Source organism: Nocardioides daeguensis (assembly GCF_019192965.1).
Classification (GTDB): domain Bacteria; phylum Actinomycetota; class Actinomycetes; order Propionibacteriales; family Nocardioidaceae; genus Nocardioides; species Nocardioides daeguensis.
Window position 1 is genome coordinate 75,972 of sequence record NZ_JAHTKU010000002.1, and the last position, 24,235, is coordinate 100,206.

Here is a 24,235-nt window from a genome sequence, read left to right on the forward strand (position 1 = left end):
GACACCATGCCGAGCAGCCAGACCTATGCAGTGGTCGGCGCGGCGCGTCTGTTCGCGCTGCTTGCCATCGGCGGTCCGATCGTCTGGCTCCACCAGGAGCAGGGCCTCCTCGCGCTCGGCGCCGTCAGCTGCGTGTGGGTCTACCAGGCCATCACCGCCACGCGGCGCGAGCTGGAGCTGTCGCTCAGCCCGATGACCGAGGCGGCGGCGATCGGCGTGATCGGCGCGCTGGCGATGAAGGACGCCCCCGTGATCCTCGCCGCCCTCGTCGTCGCGCCGCTCTACGCCACGGCGGTGGCCGGCGTACGCACCATGGTCCGGACCGTCCTGGTCGAGCTGATCGCAGTGATCGCGCTGGGGCTGATGTGGTGGGAGGAGATCACCTACGAGGAGGGGATCTCCATCTTCACCTGGAGCATGGCCGGGCTCGGCCTGAGCATGATCGCGGCCGTGACCTTCTCCTCCGACCGGGTCCCGGACCCGCTCGCGCCGTACCGCGACGCCCAGGAGCACCTCAAGCAGCTGATCGGCCTCGCGGGCAGCCTGAGCTCGGGGCTCGACGTCGGCGCCCTGGGTGGTGAGCTGCTCAGCCAGGTCAGCGACGACATCCCGAACCGGGCACTCGTCCTCTACGTGCCGCGCGGCGACGCGCTCTCGCCCGTCGCATCGACGGTCGACCTCGAGGCGGCGGACGCCGTGGCCACCGAGACCCTCGCCGGCGACGTCCGGCTCCAGGAGGCCGAGCCCTCGATGCCGATCGAGATCGGGGAGGGCTTCGCGTTCCGGGTCAGTGACCAGGCGATCGTCGCGGGCCTCCGGCCGGCCGGCGCGGACACCAGCCGGCCGCTCCCCCTCAACGCCGTGGCCCGCGACCTCGCCGACACCGCGGTCAAGCTCGACGCCGCGCTGCTCTTCGCCCAGTTCCGCGATGCCGCGACCGCCGACGAGCGGAACCGGCTGGCGCGCGAGATGCACGACGGAGTGGCTCAGGACATCGCCTCGCTCGGCTACATCATCGACGCGCTCGCGGCGCGTCCCGCCGACGAGCAGCAGGCCAAGGCGTTGAACATGCTGCGCGACCGGGTGTCGAAGGTCGTCGCCGAGGTACGGCAGTCGGTGATGAACCTGCGCACCAGCATCGGGGAGAGCGAGAGCCTCGGCGCCGCGATCAGCAACGTCGCGCGCCACCTCTCGGAGTCGTCGGGCATCCCCATCCGGGTGCGCCTCGACGAGCAACCGACGCGGCTGCGGCCCGAGGTCGAGGCCGAGCTGTTCCGGATCGCCCAGGAGGCGATGAACAACGCGGTCAAGCACGCGCGGGCCACCTCGATCGACGTGCGCTGCCAGGTGTATGCACCCGAGGCCATCATCACCGTCACCGACGACGGGGTCGGCCTGCAGTCCGCACGCGCCGACTCCCATGGTCTGAAGATCATGCGCGAACGTGCGAGACTGATCGGCGCGGAGCTCGTGGTCCGCGACAATGCCAGCCGCGGCCTCACGGTCTCCGTGGCGCTGAAAATCCCCCGGAGCTCGCCGGGCGGCCATGCCGCCATGAGCTCCCCGAGCCTCACGGAGCAGCGATGAGCGACCCGACGACCGTCCTCCTGATCGACGACCACGAGCTGATCCGTGACGGTCTGGGCGCGGTGATCGACCTCGAGCCCGACCTCAACGTCGTCGCGACGGCAGGTTCGGTGAGTGAGGGCATCCAGCGCTACCGCGAGGTGCGGCCCGACGTCGTCATCACCGACCTCCAGATGCAGGACGGCACCGGTCTCGACGTCGTCCGCACGCTGCGCAAGGAGAACGACGAGGTCGGCCTCATCGTGCTGACCATGCACTCCGGCGACGAGCAGATCTTCGCTGCCATGCAGGCCGGCGCGTCCGGCTTCGTCGGCAAGGATGCTCCCTCCACCGAGGTGATCAAGGCGGCACGCCATGCCGCCGTGTCTCCCAAGGCCTTCGTGTGCGCCGGGCTCGTCGGCGCCATGATGCGCCGTCAGTCGGCCGAGTCGACCGCCCTGACCGAGCGCGAGCACGACGTCCTGCTGCTGCTCGCCGAGGGGCTCAACGCGGCCGCCATCGGCGCCAAGCTGTACCTCTCCGAGTCGACGACCAAGTCCCACATCGCCCGGATCTACCAGAAGCTCGGCGCCGCCAACCGCGCCCAGGCCCTGGTCACGGCGATGCGGATCGGCCTGCTCTCCACCGTCCAGCCGTCCGCGCGGTGACCCATCCGCAGCCCGCAGCTCGCTGCTAGTCCGAAGTGACTAGCAGCGAGGAGACGAACTCCCGATCCGTGCCCCGGGCCGTTCCGGCAGAGTTCTGGTCATCGGGGAAAGCACTCCCCGGGGACACGGAACAACCAGTGCACAGGGAGACCCCATGATCCAGTACCTGCAGATCCTGCTCAACAGCCGCTTCGCCAAGATGGAGGAGCGCGGTGCCACCGCCGTCGAGTACGGCCTGCTCGTCGCCCTCATCGCCGCCGCGATCGTCGCGATCGTGCTGACCCTCGGCGGCACGCTCAAGGACGTCTTCACCGACGTCAACTCCAGCATCAAGGCGAAGCCCTGATCCCTGGGCCAGCCCAGCACGTCGGCCGCGTCACCCTGACGGGGACGCGGCCGACGTGCTGTCACCGTCCTACCGAACGAGGAGCACCATGACCACGCCGGACGTGCGCCAGGAGCGCGGGGCCTCGGCCGTCGAGTACGGCCTGCTGGTCGCGCTGCTCGCGGCCGCGATCGTGTTCGCCGTGCTGACCTTCGGGGGCGGCGTCACCGGCCTCTTCGAGAACACCAACGCCAGCTTCGACTCCGCGGTCAGTCCGTAGGACGGGCCTCGAACCGCTCGGCCAGTCCGATCCGCTGCAGCACGGTCGGGTGCGACCCGAACCACCACTGCGACCACGCCGGAGGTGTGGGGTCGGCGTGGGAGCGCAGGGCCAGACGGCGCTGGAGGTCGGCGAACGCCTGGGGGGCGCCGGTCGCCTCCAGCGCCGTCTGGTCTGCTCGGGTCTCGATGGCCCGGCTGACGCCGTTCTGGACCGGCGCCACCAGGAAGGTCGCGATCGCGACCAGCGCCAGGACCCGCGGCACGGCGGACACCTCGTCGGCCTCCCCCGGCCGCTCCCGGCGCGGCACGGCGAGCACGAGGCCCAGGAGTCCGATGCCGAGCAACGCCCCGACGGCGCCGAGCAGCGTCCCGGTCAGCACGTCGCCGTACTTCGCGTGGGCGAGCTCGTGCGCGACCACCGTGAGCGTCTCGTCGGTGGGCGTACTGTCGACCAGCGTGTCGTAGAGCACGACCCGGCGGCTGTGACCGAACCCCGACACGTAGGCGTTGAGCGTCGTCGTCCGGCGTGAGGCGTCGGCGACGAGCACGTCGTCGACCGCGACGCCCTCGGCATCGGCCAGTGCCAGGACCTGGCTACGCAGCGGTCCGTCCGGCAGTGACTCGAAGCGGTTGAACACCGGCTCCACGACCACGGGGTAGGCGAAGGAGCCGAGCAGCACGAGGACGGCTGCCGCCAATCCGCCGACGGCCGGCCACAGGCGTGGCAGGCGACGCATGCAGCCGACCAGCACGACCAGGGCGATGGACGAACCGACCACGGTGACCAGCCAGCCCTTGACCTGGTCGACGCCCCAGTCGGCCCAGGTCCCGGCGACCAAGCCCTCGTCGAGGCCGAGGCGGCGCAGGGCGATGCCGAACGGCAGCGTCACGAGCTCGCCGACGAGGGTGAGGCCGAGCACCACGACCACGACCCGGACCCACCACGCGCCACGCAACCGCGCGGCCCAACGCCGGCCGACCGGACCGAAGCCCAACCACGCGGCGACGCCGAGCGAGACCGCCAGGCGCGACCAGCTCCAGACCCGGGCCCAGAGCGCGTAGTGCTCGCCGCGGTCGATCTGGGCCTGGGTGAAGACCGAGGACGGGGCGACCGGCGCGGGCAGGCCGCCCGGTACGGGATGCCAGGGCACCCGGGTCGCCGCGACCAGCAGGAAGGCGGCAACGCCGATGAGCACGGTGCCGAGTGCGACCCTGCGCGCCGCCGACCGGTCCTCCACGGACCTCAGCCTGCCACGCCGGGCAACGCCCGGAGCCGGTCCTGCCAGGCCGCGGTCAGCTCGGCCACGCTCCAACCCTGGTGCTGGCGCAGCACGGCCGCCAGGTCCTCACCGCCGCGGACCTGCTCGTACAGGTCGACCAGTGCCCGCTCTCCCCCGTGGTCGGCGAGGGTGACACAGACCAGCCAGGCGGACTCGTAGACCCCACCGAGGTGGCTGGCCGACGGGTTGAAGTCGCCGTCGGCCGGAAGCGCCGTCGGCACCCCGTCCTTGCGCACCTGGGCAGCCACCTGTCCCGCGGTCCTGGTGAGCGGCAGGTCGACGTCGCGCAGGGCGACGTAGTCGGCGAAGCCCTCGACCAGCCACAGCGGCGCCTGGCGGGCCCCGACGGCCCCGGTCAGCGCGTGCACCGCCTCGTGGGTCATCACCACCTGGGCCGCGACGGGGTCGAGGTCGTCGTAGACGGCCCGGTTGAGGAACACGTGCACCGGGCTGCCCGGCGCCTGCGAGCCGTCCACGGGCGCGGTGACCGCCGCGATCGCGTCGTACTGCCCGGGCTCGGTGTCGAGCGTGCGCCGCAGGCCGTCGGGATCGGCCGGCACCTCGACGACCAGCCCGCCCGGCCCCGGTACGACGGCCCGCACCTGGGCGACGGCACGCCGGGCGGACGCGAGGTACTCCCGGGCCCCGGTCGGGTCGCCGGCCACCGCCACGACGACGTCGCCGTCGCGCTCGACACTCAGCGGGCCGGAGAGCCACAGCGGCAGCCGGGTCCCGGTGCCACCGATCGCGGCGATCGCCGCACCGTGGGCGGCGAAGGAGACGGGGAGCTCGGTCCGGGCGGATGCCTCGTCGTTGCCCTCGATCCGCCAGGTGAGCGCGACCTGCCCGTCCCAGCCGTCCGCGCCGTCGGTGCGTCCGGTCTCGGTGAGGTAGCGCAGGGTCACGTCGGTGAGCCCGAGTGCCTCGGCGTTGGCGACGAGCGCCGTCAGCAGGTCACGGACCTCGGCATCGGCGCCGAGGTCGGCGGCTGCCGGTCGGTCACCGTCGCGGACCGCGGCCTGGAGCGCGGCCAGGGTGTCGGCCGCAGCCGCCGGGTCGGCGACCTCGCTGGTCGTCGCCGGCGGCGGCGCGACGTAGTCGTCCTTCGAGCAGCCGCCCGCCACGAGGGCGACGGCTGTGAGCGCAACCGTGAGCGAGCGGAGCGAGGATGACCGCCGACCCCGTGGCCTCACCCAGGCCGGACCGCTCCGGCGTAGGGCATCTCGTCGAGGTCGGAGACCTTGACGCCGGCGCCCGGGTTGGCCGCGTGCACGATCAGGCCGTTGCCGAGGTAGATCCCGACGTGGCTGATGGGGCTGTAGTAGAAGACCAGGTCGCCCGGCTGCAGGTCGCTCTTGGCGACGTGCGCGCCGCTGCCGTACTGGGCGCGCGAGGAGTGCGGCAGGCTGACGCCGGCCTGGGCGTAGGCCATCATCGTCAGGCCCGAGCAGTCGAAGGCGTTGGGGCCGGCGGCACCCCAGACGTAGGCGTCGCCGACCTGGGCGAGCGCGTACTTGATCGCCGCGGCGGCGCGGCCGCTGGCCGGGATCGTGCTGGCGTCGATCGGGCGGCCCGCGTTGCGGGAGAGGAACTCGGCACGCTGCTCGGCCTCGAGCTTCGAGAGCAGCTCCTTGGCCTCGGCGAGCTTGGCGTCGGCGGTCTTCTTCTCCGCCGCGAGCTTCGCCTCGAGCTGCTTGATGTCGGCGCGGCGCTTCTCGGTCTGGTCCTTGCGGATGTCGTAGGCCTCGAGCTCGTCGCCGTAGTCGGCGAGGAGCGAGTCCTGGAGACCCTCCACCGTGGACATCGTGGAGAGCTCGTCGAGGAAGCCCTGCGAGTCGGAGGACAGCAGCTGGCCCGTCGGGCCGAGGCTGCCGGACTGGTACTGCTGGATGAGGGAGTCGCGCACGTCGGAGCGGACACCCGCGAGAGCGTCGCCCTGGCGGGACTGGTCGGCCTCGAGCGAGGTCAGGTCGTCGTCGAGCTCGGCGAGCTCGAGCTCGGCGTCGTTGTAGCGCTCGGCGGCCTGCTCGGACTCGTGGAAGAGCCGGTCGACCCGGGCCTTGACGGTCTCGAGGTCGGGCTCGGCCTGAGCGGGAGCGCCGCTGATGGACAGCGAGATCGCTCCGGTGACGGCGAGTGCCGCGAGGGCGGCGGTGGTACGTGTCCGGCCGTTCAGCACGAGCTGGCGGTCCCCTCTGCTGTCGTACGCCTACCGGGTGAGCTGACGGATTCGGGCACGACTCGCCCTACCCGCACTCCTCGCGCCGGCGGCGGCCCGATCGGCCGCTCACCCCCGCGCCTTGTGCGGGATTCACCCCAGAGTGATTGGTTCCCCGGCTCCGGACCCCGAGCGGCTCCGGACTCAGCGCGGTGTCCGCGCGGGTCGGTCGACCCACTTCCTCGGACACCTGTCGGAGCAGCCTAGTCGGGGCTCCCGGTCCCACCAAACCGGTCCCGGGGCGTGTTGGGGACGAGCACGCGACATTCCTTGTCACCTGCGTCACATCCGCCTCACTGGTCACGACTCCCCCTCCTGTCACCGGTGGACCAGGGGATCAGGCCGACTCGACCTGCGGACCGTCGACGGGCTGGACCAGCCGCAGCGGCGGCACCAGCCCTCCGTCGGCCAGCACCTCGAGGGCGGCCATCTCGTCGTCGCCGATCACCAGCTCGGGCGGTGGCCCGAGCAGCACCGTCACCACGCAGTCGTGGCAGGCCAGGCCTCGGACCACACAGGTGTCGCAATCGATCCTCGTCATGTCCGCGAGGCTCGCAGGGGGATCCGACACAACCCCGCGGCCGCCGCGGGACCGGGCATCCTCGCGACACCCGTCCCCGACTCCCGGGATCCGTCGGAGGTGGCGCCTACCGTCGCTCCCATGACCGCAGCACCCGCCACCAGCACACCGCGGTGGGATGCGCAGCGCAGCTTCGACGAGCTCGGCCGCCCACTGCACGACGTCACCTTCTGCGTCGTGGACCTCGAGACCACCGGCGGCTCGGTCGCCGACGGCGACATGATCACCGAGATCGGCGCGGTGCGGGTGCGGGGCGGCGAGGTGCTCGGCGAGTTCCAGACCCTGGTCAACCCGCACACCGCGATCCCGGCGTTCATCGCGGTGCTGACCGGCATCACCAACGGCATGGTCGCCGACGCCCCGCCGATCGAGGCCGCACTCCCGGCGTTCCTGGAGTTCGCGGCCGGCTCGGTTCTCGTCGCCCACAACGCCCGCTTCGACGTCGGCTTCCTGCGCCACTTCGCGCGCGAGCAGGAGATCGCCTGGCCCGACTTCGAGGTGCTCGACACGGTCAAGCTGGCCCGGCACGTGGTGACCCGCGACGAGGCACCCAACCACAAGCTGTCCTCGCTGGCCCGGGTGTTCCGGGCCGGGACGACGCCCAACCACCGCGCGCTCGCCGACGCGCGGGCGACCGTCGACGTGCTGCACGGCCTGATGGAGCGCCTCGGCGGGCTCGGCGTGCAGACCCTCGAGGAGCTGCAGGGCTACTCCAGCAAGGTGGCCAGCGCCGCTCGCCGCAAGCGCCACCTCGCCGAGCACCTCCCCCACGCCCCCGGCGTCTACCTGTTCCGCGACGACAGCTCCCGGGTCCTCTACGTCGGTACGTCGCGCGACCTGCGCCGCCGGGTCCGCAGCTACTTCACGGCCTCGGAGAAGCGCACCCGGATCGGCGAGATGGTCCAGATCGCCTCCTCGGTGAACGGCATCGAGTGCGCGACGCCGCTCGAGGCCTCGGTCCGCGAGCTGCGCCTGATCGCCGAGCACAAGCCGCCCTACAACCGGCGCTCGCGCCACCCGGAGAAGGTCACCTGGCTCAAGCTCACCCGGGAGCCGTGGCCGCGGCTCTCGCTGGTCAAGCGGGTCCTCGACGACGACGCCGACTACCTCGGGCCGTTCTCGTCCCGCGCCGCCGCGGAGAGCTCGCTCGCCGCACTGCACGAGGTCTTCCCCATCCGCCAGTGCAACGACCGCTTCGGCCGGCAGCCGCAGCGCAGCGCCTGCGTGCTCGCCGAGATGGAGCGCTGCCTGGCCCCCTGCGACGGCAGCGTCGACCCGCAGACCTACGCCGCCGTCGTCCGCCAGCTGCGCGACACCCTGCTGGTCCGCCCCGACGACGTCGTCGACCTGGTCCACGCCCGGATGTCGGCGCTGGCCGAGCAGGAGCGCTTCGAGGAGGCGGCCCACCACCGCGACCGGCTGGCGGACTTCGTGCGTGCCGCGGCGCGCACCCAACGGTTGACGGCACTGACCGGCTGCCCCGAGGTGGTCGCCGCCCGGCGCGAGGACGACGGCCGGTGGGCCGTCCACGTGGTGCGCCACGGCCGGCTCGCCGCCGCCGGGGTGATCCCGGCCGGCGCCGACGCGGTCGCGTACGTCGACGGGCTGCGCGCCTGCGCCGAGACCGTGCTGCCGGCGATCGGCCCGACACCCGCCGCGACGGCCGAGGAGTCCGAGCGGATCCTGCGCTGGCTGGAGTCCCCCGGGGTGCGGCTGGTCGAGGTGGTCGGCGAGTGGGCCTGCCCCGTGCGGGGCGCGGGTCGCCACGCGACCACCTTGCTCCCCACTACTGTGGCCCCATGATCACCGCCATCGTCTTCGTCCAGGCCGAGACCGCGCGGATCCCGGAGGTCGCCGAGGCGATCGCGGCGCTCGAGGGCGTCAGCGAGGTCTACTCCGTCACCGGCCAGATCGACCTGATCGCCCTGGTCCGGGTCAGCTCCCACGACGACATCGCCACCGTGGTCGCCGACCGGCTCAACAAGGTCGACGGTGTCGTCGACACCGAGACCCACATCGCCTACCGCGCGTACTCCCGTCACGACCTCGAGGCAGCGTTCTCGCTCGGGCTCGACTGAGCATGGCGGCTCCGGCCTCCGGCGGGCCGCGCTTCCCCCTGCTCGCCCGGGCATATCCCCTGATCGCTGCCGCCCTGGCCGCGGCGCTGCTCGTCGCGCTGGACCGGCGACCGTTGCGCTCCTTCGACACCTACTTCCACCTGCGCTTCGGCCAGGAGTTCCTCGACGGCTGGTCGATCGCCCACCCCGGACAGCTGAGTACGGCGTCCACCAACGACTGGGTACCGACCCAGTGGCTGCCGCAGGTGGTGCTGGCGCGGATCGCCGACGACCTCGGCACCACCGGCCTGGTGCTCGCTTTCTCCCTGCTCGTGGTCGGCTTCGCGGTGGCGACCTACCTGCTGCTTCGCCGCCACGCCGACTCGGCCGTTGCGATCACCCTCACCCTCGTGGTGATCCTCGGGTGCCTGCCGAGCCTGTCGCTGCGTCCCCAGGTGCTGAGCTACCTCTTCCTGGTCGCCGTGCTCGGCGCGTGGGACCGGGCGCGCGCCTCCGGCCGGGCGCCGTGGCCGCTCGTACCACTCGGATGGCTCTGGGCGACCTGTCACGGGATGTGGGTCGTCGGCGTGGCGGCGTGTGCCTTCCTCGCCGTCCTGGTGGTGCTCGAGCGTCGACCGGGCAGGGGCCGGGCGCTCGCCCTGCTGGCCGTTCCCGCCGGCATGCTGCTGGCCAGCCTCGCCACCCCGGTCGGCCCACGGCTGCTCTCGGCAGTGCTGCTGGTCAACTCACGCTCGGACTTCTTCGCCGAGTGGGCCGCTCCGGACCTGGTCAGCATCGGGGCTGCCCCGCTGACCGCGCTCGCCGCGCTGGCCGTCGTCCTGCTGGTCCGTCGCCGCGACGTGGGCCTCTACGAGCTCGGCCTGCTGGCGATGGGCGGTGCCTTCGCCGTCTACTCCGGCCGTACCCTCCCCCTGGCGCTGATCACCCTGGCCGCACTCGTCGCGTCGGAGCTCGGGCGACGACGCCCCCACCGCCCCGTGGGGCGCAGCGAGGCGCTGGTGGTGCTCGGACTGGCCGCCGTGGTGCTGGCCGTCGCGCCGTCCCAGAGCCTCCTCGACGACCCCGCCGCACGGGTCCGGCCGTTCGCGTCCCGCCTCGACGCGCTGCCGGCCGGATCGCGGGTCCTGACCGACTGGCCGGTCGGCGGCGTCCTGCTGTGGCTCGAGCCCCGCCTCGACGTGCCGCTGCACGGCTACGGCGACGTCTACACCGAGGACGAGCTGCAGCGCTACGCCGACCTGGACCATCTCGAGCCCGGCTGGGACGACACCGTGGACCGGCTCGCCCCCCGGGTCGCCCTGCTGCCGGACGACTCGGCCCTGGCCTACGCCCTCGAGCGCGACGGTTGGAGCGTGCAGCAGCGCACGAAGGAGCTGGTCCTGCTCGCTCCCCCGCCCGGCCAGACCCGAACAGACCCGAACAGACCCGACTAGGCCTGGCGGCCCGCGGCCGCGACCCACCGCTCGAGCGTGGCCCGCGCCGCACCCGAGTCGATCGCCTCGGCGGCCCGCGCGATGCCCGCGGCGAGCGCCTCGTCGTACGCCGCGCCCGGGGCGTCGTAGACCGCGAGTGCCGCGCCGGCGTTGAGCAGCACGGCGTCGCGGACCGGCCCGGTCCTGCCCTCGAGCAGGTCGCGGACCACGCCGGCGTTGTGCGCAGCGTCGCCGCCGCGCAGGTCCTCCGCAGTGGCCCGGGCGATGCCGTGCGCGGCCGGGTCGACGGTGACCTCGCTGACCTCGCCGTCGTGCACCGTCCACAGCCGCGAGGTGGTGGTCGTGGTGAGCTCGTCGAGGCCGTCGTCGCCGCGGAAGACCCAGGCGTCGACGCCGCGGCGGGCGAACACGCCGGCCATCACCGGGGCGAGCCGCGCGTCGGCACAGCCGATCGCCTGCGCGGCCGGGCGAGTCGGGTTCGCGAGCGGGCCGAGGGCGTTGAACGCGGTCCCGATGCCGAGCTCCTTGCGCGGCACCGCAGCATGCCGCATCGCGGGATGGAAGGCGGCCGCGAAGCAGAAGGTGATCCCCGCCTCGTCGACGACCTCGGCCACCCGCGTCACCGGCAGGTCGAGCCGCACGCCGAGCGCCTCGAGCACGTCGGCGGTGCCGGCCTGCGAGGAGGCCGAGCGGTTGCCGTGCTTGACCACGCGCGCGCCGGCGCCGGCGGCGACGATCGCGGACATGGTCGAGATGTTGACCGAGAACGAGCGGTCACCGCCGGTGCCGACCACGTCGAGGAGCCGTCCGGGGACGGAGATCGGGGTCATCACGGCGTACATCGCGTCGACGAGCCCGGTCAGCTCGTCGATGGTCTCGCCCTTGGCGCGCAGGGCGACGACGAAGCCCGCGATCTGGGCGGGGGTCGCCTCGCCGGCGAGGATCTCCCCCATCGCCCAGGCGGACTGGGCAGGCGTCAGGTCCTCCCCGGCGACCAGGGTGCCGAGGACGTCGGGCCACGTGCCGTTCATCGCACGACCCGCCGAGGCAGCCGGGGTCCCTGCGGAGCCGTGAGCTGCAGGAGCGGAGCGGGGGAAGCGCAGAACTCGGTGGGATGGCTCATGCGGGGACGCGGGCGCGGAGCAGCGAGACCACGGCCTCCGCGAGCTGGATCGGGTCGAGCGGGTGCGGTACGGCGGCGTCGGCGCGCGACCAGGTCGCCAGCCACGCGTCCTGCGGGCGACCGGTGAGCACGACGAGCGGCGGGCAGTCGCGGATCTCGTCCTTCAGCTGCTTGGCGATGCCCATCCCCCCGGCCGGGACCGCCTCGCCGTCCAGGATCGCGAGGGCCAGGCCACCGGCGTCCATGTTCTGGATGACCACGGGCTCGGTGGCGACCTCGACGTACTCCAGCTCCGGCAGGTCCGGGTGGGGACGGCGCCCCAGCGCCAGGATGACCTGCTCGCGGGTGTGCACGTCGTCGCTGTAGACGAGCACCTTCAGGGTCTTGGGGGACGTCACCCGCGCGATGCTACTCGGACGGCGTCCGGGCCGCGGGCGTGACCTCCGTCGCGGCGTGGTTGCGGTGCGGCCCTCGGGTCCGCTCACGCGCTCGCGTCCGCAGGTCCTACTCAGCCTCATCGCCCGGCGCGGACGGCGCGGACGGCGCAGACGCGCTCTGCTGGGCTCGGAGCTCCTGGCGCTCGAGTCGGTCGAGACGGCGGTCCTCCCGCACGGCCTCCTTCATCGACGAGCGCACCCACTGGGCGAAGAGGACCCCGAAGAACACCAGGCCGACCAGGTCGCCGGCGCCCCAGAGGATCCCGCCGGCCAGCTTCTGGTCGTCGTAGGGGTCGGGCAGCCACGCGCCGAGCGGTCCGTCGTGGAGCGAGGGGTACCAGTCGCCGCCCAGCAGCGTCGTCTGCCCCATGATCGTGACGCCGAGGAAGGCGTGGAACGGCAGGGTCATCACGGTCAGCAGCACCCGGAACGGGTGCGCGACCCGCCCGGGCAGCGGGTCGACCCCGACGATGGGCCAGAAGAACAGGGCACCGACGGCCACGAGGTGCACGTGCATCATCTCGTGGACGTACGTCGAGCGCAGCGAGGCCTCGTACCAGCCGGAGAAGTACAGCGCCCACGGCGAGATGACGTAGAGGCCGAAGGTCAGCGGCGGGAACCCCAGCACCTTGGCCAGGCGGGAGTGCAGCAGGGCGAGCAGCCAGCCCCGGGGCCGGCGCGGCAGGGTACGCAGCGCCAGGGTGACCGGCGCACCCAGTGCGAGCGAGAGCGGCACGAGCATCGACAGCACCATGTGCTGGACCATGTGGACGCTGATCAGCACCGTGTCGTAGGCAGCCAGCCCCGACGAGGTGACGAGGTAGAACGCCAGCATGCCGACGCCCCAGGCGATCGAGCGACCCACCGGCCAGCTGTCGCCCCGCCGGCGCAGGGTGAGCACGCCGACGACGTACAGGCCGGTGGCCCACACGGTGATGACCAGTGGCAGCGGCGCGAGACCCCATTCGGAGAGCAGCGCTCCGGCGTCGAACGGCGGCAGGTTGTCGACCCCCGCGCCACCAGCGGACACCACCAGTCCCACGTGTCACCCCTCCACCTACCGATCCCCGATTTGGGACCCGTTCGAGCGTAGGTCGTGGGTGGTTGACGCCCAGAACGGGGGGTCGGGATGCCGATGGGATCGGATACCGCCATAATGGCGCCCGTGGCGATCTCAGCTTCGGCAACTCTTCCGGCCTCGCGCCTGCACGGCCAGCACGACCGACCCAGCATGGTCGCGGTCGGCACGATCATCTGGCTGTCCAGTGAGCTCATGTTCTTCGCGGCGCTCTTCGCGTCGTACTTCACGATCCGCTCGGTATCCCCCGAGATGTGGGCGGAGAACACCCAGCTGCTGAACGTGCCGTTCGCGTCGATCAACACCACGATCCTCGTGCTGTCGTCGTTCACCTGCCAGCTGGGCGTGTTCGCTGCCGAGCGCGGCCAGGTCTCGCGCGCCGGCTCGCTGCTCCAGGTGGGCAAGTGGGGCCTGCGCGAGTGGTTCATCCTGACCTACGTCATGGGTGCCATCTTCGTCGGCGGCCAGGCGCTCGAGTACGCCGAGCTCATCCACGAGGGTGTCACCATCCCGCACGACGGCTACGGCACGATGTTCTACCTGACCACCGGCTTCCACGGCATCCACGTGACCGGCGGTCTCATCGCTTTCCTCTTCGTCCTCGGCCGCACCTACGTCGCCAAGCGCTTCACCCACGAGCAGGCGGTCAGCGCGATCGTCGTCTCGTACTACTGGCACTTCGTCGACGTGGTGTGGATCGGCCTGTTCGCGACGATCTACCTGATCAAGTGACGCGGCAGACCTCGATGACGAAGAGCAGTTGGATCCTCCGGACTGACAAGGACTGAATGTGCGCCTCTTGAACCGTTCCGCCGGTCGACTCTCGCGGCATCGCCGCGGTCCGATCGCCGGACTCCTGGTGCTCGTCTGCGGCCTCCTGCTGACGGGTGGCCTCTACGCAGCGCTCGCGCCGGCCCAGGCCGACACCAGCCAGGACGAGGCGGCACTGGTCAAGGAGGGGCGCGAGCTCTTCCTGGTCGGCTGCGCCTTCTGCCACGGCCAGAACGGTGAGGGCGTCCTGACCCAGGGCGGCTCCCAGTACGGCCCGGCCCTGACCGACGTGGGCGCCGCTGCCGTCGACTTCCAGGTCGGCACCGGCCGCATGCCGATGGCCCAGCCCGGCGCGCAGGCGCCGCGCAAGGAGGTCGTCTACACCGAGGAGGAGACCGCTGCGCTCGCGGCGTACGTCGCCTCGCTCGGCACCGGCCCGGCCGTCCCCGACAAGGAGCTCTACTCCACCGAGGGGATGAGCCAGAAGGAGATCGAGGCGCTCGTCGTCCGCGGCGGCCAGATCTTCCTCGCCAACTGCACGGCCTGCCACAACTTCGAGGGCTCCGGCGGCGCCATGCCGCGCGGCGGCTACGCACCCAAGATCCGCGGCGTCGACTCCAAGCACATCTACGAGGCGATGCTGACCGGCCCGCAGTCGATGGACACCTTCTCCGACGGCAACATCCCGCCCGAGGACAAGAAGGCGGTCATCGCCTACCTCAACGAGCTGGACAAGGCCCCGAGCTACAGCGGCTTCACGCTGGGCAGCCTCGGTCCGGTCAGTGAGGGCATCATCGCCTGGGTCGGTGGCATCGGCTTCCTGGTCGGCTTCGCCGTCTGGATCGCTGCGCACACCACCCGCTCGAGCAAGAAGAAGGACGAGGCGGCAGCGTGACCGACGCACACGACATCCACTCCGACCCGAGCGGGGGCGAGCTCGCGGTGCCCATCGCGGACCCGGGCCTGCCCGAGCACCAGTGGCGGCCGACCGACGTCGACCCCGCAAAGGAGAAGCGCGCCGAGCGCCAGGTGGCCACGCTGTTCGGCCTCTCCGCGCTCGCGACCCTCGCCTTCCTGGTGTCCTACTTCACCCTCGACATCGGTGACGACTGGACCCTGATCGGCAACATGGGCGCCTCGACGATGGCCCTCGGGTTCTTCCTCGGCCTCGCGCTGCTGTTCATCGGCGTCGGCATCATCCACTGGGCCCGCAAGCTCATGGCCGACCACGAGATGGTCGAGCTGCGGCACCCCGCGAAGTCCTCCGAGGAGGACCGCGAGGTCGCCGTCCAGGCGCTCAACGACGGCATCGCCGAGTCGGGCATCGGCCGTCGGCCGCTGATCCGCAACTCGCTGCTGGGTGCGGTCGGCCTGCTCGGCCTGCCTGCCGTCGTCCTGCTGCGCGACCTGGGTCCGCTGCCGGGCGACAAGCTCTACCACACCATCTGGGGCAAGGGGACCAAGGACAAGCCGATGCGCATCGTGCGCGACGGCATCTGGACCCCGATCCTGGCCTCGGACCTGGAGATCGGCGACCTGGTCAACTGCCAGCCCGACGCTCTCCACAACCCGGAGCGCTACGACATCGACCCGACCGAGGTCGAGGGCGTGAACCTGCAGATCCACAAGTCCAAGGCGTCGCTGATCCTGCTGCGGATGAACCCGGGCGACATCAAGCCGGGCAAGGACGCCAAGGGCGAGAGCCGGGCGAACTGGACGGTCAACGGCATCGTGGCCTACTCCAAGATCTGCACCCACGTCGGCTGCCCGATCTCGCTGAACGAGCGGACGACCCACCACCTGCTGTGCCCTTGCCACCAGTCCACCTTCGACCTCGCCGACTCCGGCAAGGTGGTGTTCGGCCCCGCCGGCCGTCCGCTGCCGCAGCTGCCGATCGCCGTCGACGACGAGGGCTACCTGGTCGCGCAGAGTGACTTCGACGAGCCCGTCGGCCCGAGCTTCTGGGAGCGTGACTACTATGACCGTTGGTGACATGAGCAAGGTCGCCACGACCAACGGCACGACGCCCGCCACCGCCAAGGGTGGCAAGGCTGCCGGAACCATCGCGAACTGGGCCGACGAGCGCCTGGGCCTCGGCTCCGCGATGAAGAAGAACATCCGCAAGGTGTTCCCGGACCACTGGTCGTTCATGCTGGGCGAGATCGCCCTGTGGAGCTTCGTCGTCGTCCTGCTGACCGGTGTCTTCCTGACGCTGTGGTTCGACCCGAGCATGACCGAGGTCCAGTACGACGGCGCGTACGACCCGCTGCGCGGCGTCCACATGTCGTCGGCCTACGCCTCGTCGCTGGACATCTCCTTCGACGTCCGTGGTGGCCTGCTCATGCGGCAGATGCACCACTGGGGCGCGATGATCTTCATCGCCTCGATGATGATCCACATGCTCCGCGTCTACCTGACCGGCGCGTTCCGCAAGCCGCGCGAGCTGAACTGGATCATCGGCTGCCTGCTCCTGCTGCTGGGCACGATCGAGGGCTTCACCGGCTACTCGCTCCCCGACGACCTGCTCTCCGGAACCGGTGTCCGGGCGGCGGACGGCTTCATGAAGGCCTCGCCGATCGTCGGCTCCTACATGTCGTTCTTCCTGTTCGGCGGCGAGTTCCCGGGCGACGCGATCATCCCGCGGTTCTACGCGATGCACATCCTGCTCATCCCGGGCCTGCTGCTCGCCCTGGTGGCCGCGCACATGCTGCTGCTCGTCTACCACAAGCACACGCAGTGGCCTGGCCCCGGCCGGACCGAGCAGAACGTCGTCGGCTACCCGATGCTCCCGGTCTACGCGGCCAAGGCGGGCGGCTTCTTCTTCATCGTGTTCGGCACCATCGCCACGATGGGCGGCCTGTTCTCGATCAACGCGGTGTGGAAGTACGGCCCGTACGACCCGTCCAAGGTGACCGCGGGCTCGCAGCCCGACTGGTACATGGGCTGGCCCGACGGCCTGCTGCGCATCATCCCGGCCTGGGAGACGCACATCTGGGGCATCACCTTGTCCTGGAACGTGATGATCCCGATCCTCGTGATGCCGCCGCTGATGCTGATGATCCTGATGGCGCTGCCGTTCCTCGAGGCGTGGATCACGGGCGACAAGCGGGAGCACCACCTGCTCCAGCGCCCGCGCAACGCGCCGACCCGCACCGCGATCATGGTCGCGCTGATGACCTTCTACGGCCTGTCCTGGGCCGCGGGCGGCAACGACATCATCGCGATCAAGCTCCACCTGAGCATCAACCAGATCACGTACTTCATGCGTGGCGCGGTGTTCATCGGTCCCGTCATCGCCTTCATCATCACGCGTCGCTGGTGCATCTCGCTCCAGCGCCACGACGAGGGCAAGCTGCTCCACGGCTACGAGACCGGTGTCCTGGTCCGCTCCCCCGAGGGTGGGTACGCCGAGAAGCACCTCCCCCTCCCCGAGGGCAAGGCCTACGCGCTCACGGCCCGCGACGACGACCCGACGCCGGAGACGGTCGAGGAGATCGACGCCTCCGGTGCCACCGGACGCAGCGCGCGGCTGCGCAAGCTGCGGGCCAAGCTGGCTGCGCTGTTCTTCGCGGACAACGTCCAGAAGCCGACGGCCGAGGAGCTGCACGAGGCCCAGCACCACGCGGAGCACGAGCTGCACGAGCTCGAGTCGCAGATCGCGGCCGGCCCCAACCGGCACGGTCCGGCAGAGCACTGATCGACCAGCACGACCACGGCCGACCCCGGCACCGCATTCTCGCGGTGTTCGGGGTCGCCGTGTTCCTGCTCTACAGCCTGGGCACGCTGCACCCTCCGATCACCGGTGACGTGTGGTCCGCGGACCTCGGCGCCTGGCGCCTGGCGACCAGCGCGACGCCATGGCTCGACGACGTCGACCCCGACCAGCTGCCTGCGTGGCCCGGCGTCGACGGAGTGTCCAGCAGCGGACTGTGGACCGCTACGAACCCCGACAACGGGCACCTCACGGTGGCTCGCAGCCCGGGCGTGGTGCTCGCCGGCGTGCCGGCGTACGTGGTCGCCGGCTGGTTCGACGGCGCTGCGGGCAGGTTCTCGGACGCGCCCGGGTCGCTCACGGCGGCCCTGCTCGTCTCCGTGGCCGCCACCCTGCTGCTGTCGTGCACGGCTCGCCTCGTCCCGTTCCGAGCCGCGCTCGCTTGCGCCGGAGCGCTCGCCGTCGGGACGCCACTGTGGAGCGTCGCCGGCAACGACCTGTGGCCCCACTCCGTCGGGGTGCTCGGCATCGCCGGCATGGCCTGGGCGGCCTCGCGGGAGCGGTGGTGGCTCGTCGGGGTGTTCGGCGGCGTCGCCCTCGTCGGCCGTCTCCACCTGGCGCTGGTGGTGGCGGCGGTCGGTGTCGGTGTGGCGATCGCGCGGCGGCGGCCCGGCATCGCGATCCGCGTCGCCGGCGGCAGCCTGCCCTTCCTCGTGGCGAGCTCGGCGTGGGGGCACTGGTTGTACGGCAGCTGGAGCCCCACGACGGGCTACGCAGCGAGCACCCTCGGCGCGTGGCCCGCGTCGCGCGACTGGGGCGAGCGCGCTGGCGACCTCGCCGGCGCACTGGTCTCCCCCGGCGTCGGCGTCCTCATCTGGACGCCGTGCCTGCTTCTGGTCCTCCCGTTCCTCGCTCGCGCCTGGAGGGACGCTCCCGACTGGACCCGGTCGCTGGCGCTCGGCGGCATCGTCTACCTGGCGATCCAGGTGTACCTCAACCCCTTCGACGGCGGCACCGGCTTCTGGGGTTACCGGTTGCCGCTCGAGACGCTGTGTGCGTGCTTCCCCCTCCTCGTCCTCGCTGCGGTGCGGATGGGACGGCGGACCCGGATCGCGGCGTCCGTGCTCGTCGGGCTCCAGGTGGGTCTCCTCGCGATCGGCGTGCTCTTCGGCGCTGCGTCCACCGACGCCGACGGCGACGGCGACGCCTGGCGCTACAACCTCGCGCTGGACGCGTACCGCGAGAACCCCCCGGCGTTCTTGCTCATCCTCGGCATGGGCGCCACAGCGGCGTACCTGCTTGCCCGATGGCCGCAGCGACCTCGACTCGGCCACGGCGAGGTAGTCCCAAAGGGCTAGGCCGGCGACGACTGTCGGCCAGACCTGTCCAGGAGGGATGCCGCGAGCAGCTCGCCGTCACTAACCTCGAGACGTGAACCCGTCCGCCGCCCTCGACCGCACCCTCGTCGTCGTGCCCACGTACAACGAGGCAGCCATGGTGGGCTCCGTCGTCACCGGGCTTCGCGAGGTGTTCACGCATGTCGTCTGCGTGGACGACGGGTCGCACGACGACTCCGCTGCCGACGCCCGGGCAGCGGGGGCGACGGTGCTGCGCCACCCGGTCAACCTCGGCCAGGGCGCCGCCCTCCAGACCGGGTTCGACTACGCCCTGCGCCACACCGACGCCAGCCACGTGGTGACCTTCGACGCCGACGGGCAGTACCTCGTCTCGGATGCCGTGGCGATGGTCGAGCTGATCGAGGAGACCGGCGTCGACATCGTGCTCGGCTCCCGCAACCTGGGGCGCACCGAGGGCCAGCCCTTCGCCCGTCGGGTCCTGATGGCGGCGGCTCTGCGCTTCTCGCGCCGGATGACGGGGATCGAACTGACCGACACCCACAACGGCCTGCGCGTGCTCAGCCGGACCGCCGTCGCCGCCATGAACCTGCGCCAGCGCGGGATGGCCCACGCCTCGGAGATCGAGTCCCGGATCGCGTCCGCGGCGCTGACGTGGCGTGAGCACCCGGTGACGATGTGCTACTCGGACTACTCACGCGGCAAGGGACAGTCGAACCTCAACGCCTTGAACATCCTGTTCGACCTCGCCAGCGACCGCATCGGAGCGCCCGCATGATCATCCGGGTCTTCCTGTTGGCCAGCATCGTGCTCGCGGTCGTCTGGCTGCTGCGTACCCGGCCCTCCGGTACCCGGCTCGCGGTCATGCGGGTCGCCGGCTTCCTGGTCGCAGCCGGAGCGGCGGCAAGCGTCATCGCACCGGGACTCGTCACCGACGCCGCCCACCTGGTGGGGGTTCGCGAGGGGCCCAACCTCATCCTCTACGTGCTGGTGGTCGTGTTCGTGTTCACCACCATCGTCCAGAGCCTGCGGATGCGCGACCTCGAGCGTCGCCTCGCACAGGTGGTCCGGGCTCAGGCCCTCGCCGGCGCGAAGCCACCGGCCGCGGTCGACACGGGCCGCTGAGCGCGGCTCAGGACTCCGGCCGGCGTGCCAGGATCCAGACGTTGCGACGCCACCACGGCAACCACGCCAGCAGCGCCAGCACCCGCGGCCGACGCTTGCGCGGGAACCATCCCGACACGATGCCCGTCCCCGGAGCGACGCTCTCGTAGGAGACCCGGAGCACCTCGAACCCGTGGTCGGCGAAGATCCGCCGCATCGCCGTGCGGGTCCACGGTCGCCGGTGGGTGTAGTCGTGCCACGCCCAACGCTGGGCGTCGGGCGACGATGCGAACACCCGCCCCCCGGGCCGCAGGACTCGAAGGGTCTCCCCCACCACGGCAGCAGGATCGAGCAGGTGCTCGAGCACGTCCTTGAGCACGACGCCGTCGAAGCTCGCGTCCGGGAGCGGCAGCGGTTGCTCGAGGTCGACCAGGCGTACGTCGACACCCCGTTCCCGGGCCGCGTCGACCGCAGCCGGCACGTGGTCGAGGCCGACGTAGGCCGGGAAGTCCTCGGAGAGCCAGCCCGTGCCGCAGCCGACGTCGAGCAGTCGGCTGCCCGGTTCGAAGTGGCGTACGACGTCACGGTAGTAGCCGGGCCGCGCATGCCATTCGTGATAGCCCACGGCGGGAGTCTAGTGTCCGGCGGCGCGGCGCAGGGCGGTCAGTGTGCTCCGTGCCGTCCGGTCCCAGGTCAGGCTCCTGACGCGGGCGAGCCCGGCCCGGCGCAGCTGGTCCTGGAGCACCGGATCGCCCACCAGCCGACGCACCGCAGCGGCGATCTCCGCAGCCGACGTCGGGTCGAAGTACGTCATCGCCGTGTCCCCGACCTCGTGGAGGACCTCGATGTCGGAGCCGAGCACCGGGCACCCTGCCGCCATGGCCTCGACCACGGGAAGCCCGAAGCCTTCGAACAGGGTCGGGAAGACGTAGCCGGTGGCAGAGGCGTACAGGTCAGCGAGCTCCGCAGCGTCCACCCAGCCGCGCAGGAGGACGTCGTCGTGCAGACCGTGGCGCTCCACCTCGTCGCGCAGCGGGTCCGCGCCATGACTCCCGGTGAGGACGAGCAGGGGTCGCTCGGCCGCCGGAATCAGGGACCAGGCCTCGATCAGGAGCGCGAAGTTCTTGTGGGGCATCCGGTTGCCACCGGCCAGGAGGAACGGGCGCGCGGAAGGCCGGCGCTCCCCTCGCGCCCCGGCCGGGGCGCCGAGCAACGCGACGTCGACGTCGTCCGGACGACGGCCGGTGAGCGTGGTGATGTCGGCAGCAGTGGCAGCGCTGTCGGCCAGGAGCCGGTCGGCCACCTTGATCGTGCGCAGCTGGAGTCGTCGGACGCCCTCCGAGCGGCCGCCCGGGACCCATTCCGGGTGCTTGAGGGGCAGCAGGTCGTGCACGGTCACCACGGTGGGCAACGCGCGGAAGGCTGGCCCGAAGTTCGCAGGACAGTGCAGGACGTCCGCGCCCAGCAGGCGCGCCCGCGGGCCGACGGCGAAGGCAACCGCTGCTGCCCACTGCACCCGGTTCTCGCCGGAGACCGGCAGGTGCACCAGCTCACCCGGGAACCAGGCGCCCTGCGGCCCGCGGAGCTCTCGCCCGCCGATGCCGACCAGCTCGACCCCCGGATGTGCCGCGAGCGCCGGGAGCAGCCGGCGCGCATAGCTCTCGGTGCCCCCCTTGCGGCCCGTGAAGTAGACCAGCTCGACCGCCACACGCAGCGGCGCACTCGTCATCCCGCCTCCACCCGTGCCTCGATGGCCGCGAGGATGCGTCGCGCCGTGACGGCCACGGAGCCGGTCCGCGCGTGCTCGTCGTACCAGGCCCGAGCGCTGCGTCGGAGCTCCGCGCCCCGCTCGATCACCTCGACGATCGCGGCCGCCAGGTCCTCAGCATCGGTCGTGCGCGCCACCGCGCCGTTGAGCCCCGGATCGACCAGCTCGACCGACGCGTTGTCCGGCCCGTCGACGACCACCACCGGAGTGCCCGCCGCCATCGCCTCGACCACCACGAGCCCGTAGCCCTCCCGACCCGACGGATTGACCAGCACCGAGGCCGTCCGCAGTGCATGGTCGAACTCGGCGCGCTCGACGAAACCCGGGAGAGCGACCACGTCCTCCAGGCCGAGGCGCTCCACCTCCCGGCGGACGTCCTCCCGGCAGGGGCCGTCGCCATAGATGGTCGCGGTCAGGCCCGGGAGATGTCTGCGCGCGGCGGCGATCGCCGCAGGCAGGGCGTCGACGTGCTTGTCCTCGATGTGGCGCCCGACGTAGATGACGTGCGGCCGCCGCGGTGGTTCGAGGAACGCGGGACCGTGGTCCTCGGGAAACACCAGGCCGGGGCTGCGCAACGGCGTCGACCGCAGCCCGCTGTCGACCAGGCGAGCAGCATTCAAGGCCGAGTGACAGGTCGCCACGGGCGAGAGCCGCGCTGCCAGCCGCTGCAGGGCCCACGCCACGCGGCCGAGCACGGGCCCGCTGTAGTCACGCCAGCGCTGGGGCGTCCAGACCTCCAGCCAGTCAGCCGCCACCGCGGTCCGCGACCCGAGCAGCGCGCCGCGCACCGCCGGCACGTTGGTCGCCGGCAGCGCGCTGACAAGAACGGCGTCGTACCGACGGCGGTTGCGCAGCAGGTGCGCGAACAGGCGCACAGCGAACCCCAGAGCGGGTCCCGGCCGGCGAGCGCCGGAGCCGTCGTGCAGGACGGCACGGCCGGCGACCGCGACGACCTCGACCCCACGGACCTCCGGCACCGGGCCGTCCCACTGCCGGCGCGTCAGGTAGCTGACCTCGTGGCCCTGGGCCACGAACTCCTCCGCGAACGCACGGTACTGCCGCTCGCCTCCCCCCAGGGTCCAGGGGTAGAGGCAGTCGTAGGCGATCGCGATCCGCATGGTGCCGACGTTGCGGGCGCTCAGCTGAGCGCGGAGCCGGCGGCGTACTCGTTCCAGGCGATGTTCCAGTCGCCCCAGCCGTTGCCGGGCTCCATGGGGCGGTCGGTGCCGACGTACTCGACGACGTCCCCACGACGGGTCATGGCGTAGAGCCAGGCAGCGTTGTCGGTGCTCATGCCGGTGCAGCCGTGCGAGACGTTGGCGTGGCCCTGGGAGCCGACCGACCACGGAGCGGCGTGGATGAACTCACCGGAGCTGGTCAGGCGCATGGCCCACTTGACGTCGTCGATGTCGTAGGCCTCGGCGGAGCCGCGGGCGATGCCGACGGTCTCGGAGTTCATCCGCTTCTGGGCGTACTTCTCCATGATCACCTTGACGCCCGAGCGGGTGGTGAAGCCCGGCTTGCCGGTGGTGATGGGCAGCGTGCGGACCAGCTTGCCGTTCTCGAACACCTTCATCTGATGGGTGCGGGCGTTGACCTTGTAGACGTGCGCGGCGCCGACCTCGAAGTCGACGTCGCGGTCCTCCTGGCCGTAGATCCCACCGCCGGCGCCGACGCCGTTGACGTCGACGGCGACACTGACCTTGGTACCGGCCTGCCAGTAGGTCTCGGGCCGCCAGTGCGCCTCCGTGCTGCTGACCCAGTACCAGGAGCCGGCCTGGGCCGGCGTGGAGGTGACGGTCATGTGCTTCTCGAAGCTCGCCTGGTCGGTGACGGGGAGGTCGAAGGTGACGATCACCGGCATGCCGACACCGACCGTCTCCCCCTGCAGGGGTGCGATCGAGGCGTAGGTCTGCCGGTCGAGGCCGAGTGCCTCGGTGGTGAAGGTCGAGATGTCCTCCACGTCCTTGCCGTCGCCGTTGCGGGCCACGGCGCGCACCCGGTAGCGGGTGCCGGGCTCGAGCCCGCCGGTGGCCACCCACCGGGTCCCGTCGGCGCGGATCTCGCCCTCGACGCGACCGGCCTTGGACCGGACGACGACCGTGGTGAGCGTGCCCTTGTCGGCCTTCACCTTGACGACCTTGTCGACCGGTACGCCGGTCGCGTCGTCCTTGACGTTGGTCGTGACGACGGCCTCGGTGGCAGCCGCCGGCGTGCTGTCGTCCTCCCCCGGCGAGGCAACGCCGGGCACGAAGCCCGAGCCGTCGCAGGCGGACGCGACGAGAGCCACGGCAGCCAGTGCGGCGGCGGCGCGCAGGGCGCGCGAACGAGGGCGTGTCAGCGGGGAAGGCACTCGACGAGGGTACCTGCCGGTCCCCCGGATTCGGGGTTGGAAGCACGTCGGCGGTGTCACACCGAAAGGTGGGACACCGCCGACGAGAGGCGTTGCGAGGGGCT

General features: G+C 71.7%; 25 protein-coding genes and 1 riboswitch. Of the genes, 14 read left to right on the forward strand and 11 right to left on the reverse strand.

The genetic code is table 11. The features are described 5' to 3' along the window. Positions 1–6 precede the first annotated feature (6 nt). The 4 genes from KU893_RS01490 (at position 7) to KU893_RS01505 (ending at position 2,839) form a co-directional block, all read left to right on the forward strand. Positions 7–1,587: a sensor histidine kinase gene (locus KU893_RS01490; protein ID WP_218232539.1), complete on the forward strand. Its 1,581-nt coding sequence runs from the start codon at positions 7–9 to the stop codon at positions 1,585–1,587. Next, a complete protein-coding gene (locus tag KU893_RS01495; RefSeq protein ID WP_218232540.1) occupies positions 1,584–2,234 on the forward strand; it encodes a response regulator in 651 nt (216 codons plus the stop codon). The genes KU893_RS01490 and KU893_RS01495 overlap by 4 nt, the downstream gene beginning before the upstream one ends. A gap of 154 nt (positions 2,235–2,388) precedes the next feature. Further along, complete coding sequence (locus KU893_RS01500; protein WP_218232541.1) at positions 2,389–2,580, forward strand: Flp family type IVb pilin; 192 nt, start codon at positions 2,389–2,391, stop codon at positions 2,578–2,580. 88 nt (positions 2,581–2,668) lie between these two features. Then, entirely contained in the window at positions 2,669–2,839 is a 171-nt protein-coding gene (locus KU893_RS01505; protein ID WP_218232542.1) for a Flp family type IVb pilin, read from the forward strand. Here KU893_RS01505 and KU893_RS01510 read toward each other — a convergent pair. From KU893_RS01510 to KU893_RS01525, 4 genes are all read right to left on the reverse strand, one after another. Beyond that, positions 2,829–4,079, reverse strand: coding sequence for a M48 family metallopeptidase (locus tag KU893_RS01510; protein ID WP_218232543.1), 1,251 nt, complete (start codon positions 4,077–4,079; stop codon positions 2,829–2,831). The two genes, KU893_RS01505 and KU893_RS01510, sit on opposite strands and share 11 nt — an antisense overlap. Before the next feature lie 5 nt (positions 4,080–4,084). Further along, a complete protein-coding gene (locus KU893_RS01515; RefSeq protein ID WP_218232544.1) occupies positions 4,085–5,245 on the reverse strand; it encodes a hypothetical protein in 1,161 nt (386 codons plus the stop codon). 65 nt (positions 5,246–5,310) lie between these two features. Beyond that, positions 5,311–6,300, reverse strand: coding sequence for a C40 family peptidase (locus KU893_RS01520; protein ID WP_257441033.1), 990 nt, complete (start codon positions 6,298–6,300; stop codon positions 5,311–5,313). Positions 6,301–6,312: 12 nt separating this feature from the next. After that, positions 6,313–6,499: riboswitch (cyclic di-AMP (ydaO/yuaA leader) on the reverse strand. A 177-nt stretch (positions 6,500–6,676) separates the two neighbouring features. Continuing rightward, entirely contained in the window at positions 6,677–6,880 is a 204-nt protein-coding gene (locus KU893_RS01525) for a hypothetical protein (protein WP_218232545.1), read from the reverse strand. Between the two features lie 120 nt (positions 6,881–7,000). Here KU893_RS01525 and KU893_RS01530 point away from each other — a divergent pair, with 120 nt between their 5' ends. From KU893_RS01530 to KU893_RS01540, 3 genes are read left to right on the forward strand one after another with little or no spacing between them, the layout of a single operon-like run. Beyond that, complete coding sequence (locus KU893_RS01530; protein WP_218232546.1) at positions 7,001–8,722, forward strand: DEDD exonuclease domain-containing protein; 1,722 nt, start codon at positions 7,001–7,003, stop codon at positions 8,720–8,722. Next, positions 8,719–8,997, forward strand: coding sequence for an Lrp/AsnC family transcriptional regulator (locus tag KU893_RS01535; RefSeq protein ID WP_038678258.1), 279 nt, complete (start codon positions 8,719–8,721; stop codon positions 8,995–8,997). Before KU893_RS01530 ends, KU893_RS01535 begins: the two co-directional genes overlap by 4 nt. Before the next feature lie 2 nt (positions 8,998–8,999). After that, positions 9,000–10,430: a hypothetical protein gene (locus tag KU893_RS01540; RefSeq protein WP_218232547.1), complete on the forward strand. Its 1,431-nt coding sequence runs from the start codon at positions 9,000–9,002 to the stop codon at positions 10,428–10,430. Here KU893_RS01540 and trpD read toward each other — a convergent pair. From trpD to KU893_RS01555, 3 genes are all read right to left on the reverse strand, one after another. Further along, positions 10,427–11,461, reverse strand: coding sequence for an anthranilate phosphoribosyltransferase (trpD, locus tag KU893_RS01545; protein WP_218232548.1), 1,035 nt, complete (start codon positions 11,459–11,461; stop codon positions 10,427–10,429). The two genes, KU893_RS01540 and trpD, sit on opposite strands and share 4 nt — an antisense overlap. Before the next feature lie 88 nt (positions 11,462–11,549). Then, positions 11,550–11,951, reverse strand: coding sequence for an Rv3143 family two-component system response regulator (locus KU893_RS01550; protein WP_218232549.1), 402 nt, complete (start codon positions 11,949–11,951; stop codon positions 11,550–11,552). Between the two features lie 106 nt (positions 11,952–12,057). Next, on the reverse strand, positions 12,058–13,032 hold the full coding sequence (locus tag KU893_RS01555) for a cytochrome c oxidase assembly protein (RefSeq protein ID WP_257441028.1): 975 nt from the start codon (positions 13,030–13,032) through the stop codon (positions 12,058–12,060). Between the two features lie 114 nt (positions 13,033–13,146). Here KU893_RS01555 and ctaE point away from each other — a divergent pair, with 114 nt between their 5' ends. The 7 genes from ctaE to KU893_RS01590 all read left to right on the forward strand — a co-directional run bounded on the left by ctaE (position 13,147) and on the right by KU893_RS01590 (position 20,031). After that, positions 13,147–13,800, forward strand: coding sequence for an aa3-type cytochrome oxidase subunit III (gene ctaE / locus KU893_RS01560; protein ID WP_218232550.1), 654 nt, complete (start codon positions 13,147–13,149; stop codon positions 13,798–13,800). Positions 13,801–13,858: 58 nt separating this feature from the next. Beyond that, the gene (gene qcrC / locus KU893_RS01565; protein WP_218232551.1) at positions 13,859–14,734 is read left to right on the forward strand and encodes a cytochrome bc1 complex diheme cytochrome c subunit; all 876 of its coding nucleotides are present in this window, start codon (positions 13,859–13,861) and stop codon (positions 14,732–14,734) included. Beyond that, positions 14,731–15,831, forward strand: a complete 1,101-nt coding sequence (gene qcrA, locus KU893_RS01570; protein ID WP_218232552.1) for a cytochrome bc1 complex Rieske iron-sulfur subunit — start codon at positions 14,731–14,733, stop codon at positions 15,829–15,831. Before qcrC ends, qcrA begins: the two co-directional genes overlap by 4 nt. 1 nt (position 15,832) lies before the next feature. Beyond that, positions 15,833–17,536: a cytochrome bc1 complex cytochrome b subunit gene (gene qcrB / locus KU893_RS01575; protein WP_246591534.1), complete on the forward strand. Its 1,704-nt coding sequence runs from the start codon at positions 15,833–15,835 to the stop codon at positions 17,534–17,536. Between the two features lie 44 nt (positions 17,537–17,580). Continuing rightward, on the forward strand, positions 17,581–18,909 hold the full coding sequence (locus KU893_RS01580; RefSeq protein ID WP_218232554.1) for a hypothetical protein: 1,329 nt from the start codon (positions 17,581–17,583) through the stop codon (positions 18,907–18,909). A 73-nt stretch (positions 18,910–18,982) separates the two neighbouring features. Continuing rightward, positions 18,983–19,684 carry a glycosyltransferase family 2 protein gene (locus KU893_RS01585; protein WP_257441024.1) on the forward strand — a complete coding sequence of 234 codons (702 nt, stop codon included), beginning with the start codon at positions 18,983–18,985 and terminating at the stop codon, positions 19,682–19,684. Next, the gene (locus KU893_RS01590; RefSeq protein WP_218232555.1) at positions 19,681–20,031 is read left to right on the forward strand and encodes a DUF2304 domain-containing protein; all 351 of its coding nucleotides are present in this window, start codon (positions 19,681–19,683) and stop codon (positions 20,029–20,031) included. The genes KU893_RS01585 and KU893_RS01590 overlap by 4 nt, the downstream gene beginning before the upstream one ends. A 7-nt stretch (positions 20,032–20,038) precedes the next feature. Here KU893_RS01590 and KU893_RS01595 read toward each other — a convergent pair whose 3' ends face one another. The 4 genes from KU893_RS01595 to KU893_RS01610 are packed head-to-tail and all read right to left on the reverse strand — an operon-like array spanning position 20,039 to position 24,131. Further along, positions 20,039–20,635: a class I SAM-dependent methyltransferase gene (locus KU893_RS01595; protein WP_218232556.1), complete on the reverse strand. Its 597-nt coding sequence runs from the start codon at positions 20,633–20,635 to the stop codon at positions 20,039–20,041. Between the two features lie 9 nt (positions 20,636–20,644). Further along, positions 20,645–21,739: a glycosyltransferase family 4 protein gene (locus KU893_RS01600; protein WP_218232557.1), complete on the reverse strand. Its 1,095-nt coding sequence runs from the start codon at positions 21,737–21,739 to the stop codon at positions 20,645–20,647. Next, positions 21,736–22,896 (reverse strand): glycosyltransferase family 4 protein, encoded by a 1,161-nt coding sequence (locus KU893_RS01605; protein ID WP_218232558.1) that lies wholly within the window; start codon positions 22,894–22,896, stop codon positions 21,736–21,738. The genes KU893_RS01600 and KU893_RS01605 overlap by 4 nt, the downstream gene beginning before the upstream one ends. Before the next feature lie 20 nt (positions 22,897–22,916). After that, complete coding sequence (locus KU893_RS01610; protein WP_257441019.1) at positions 22,917–24,131, reverse strand: L,D-transpeptidase; 1,215 nt, start codon at positions 24,129–24,131, stop codon at positions 22,917–22,919. Positions 24,132–24,235: the final 104 nt, after the last annotated feature.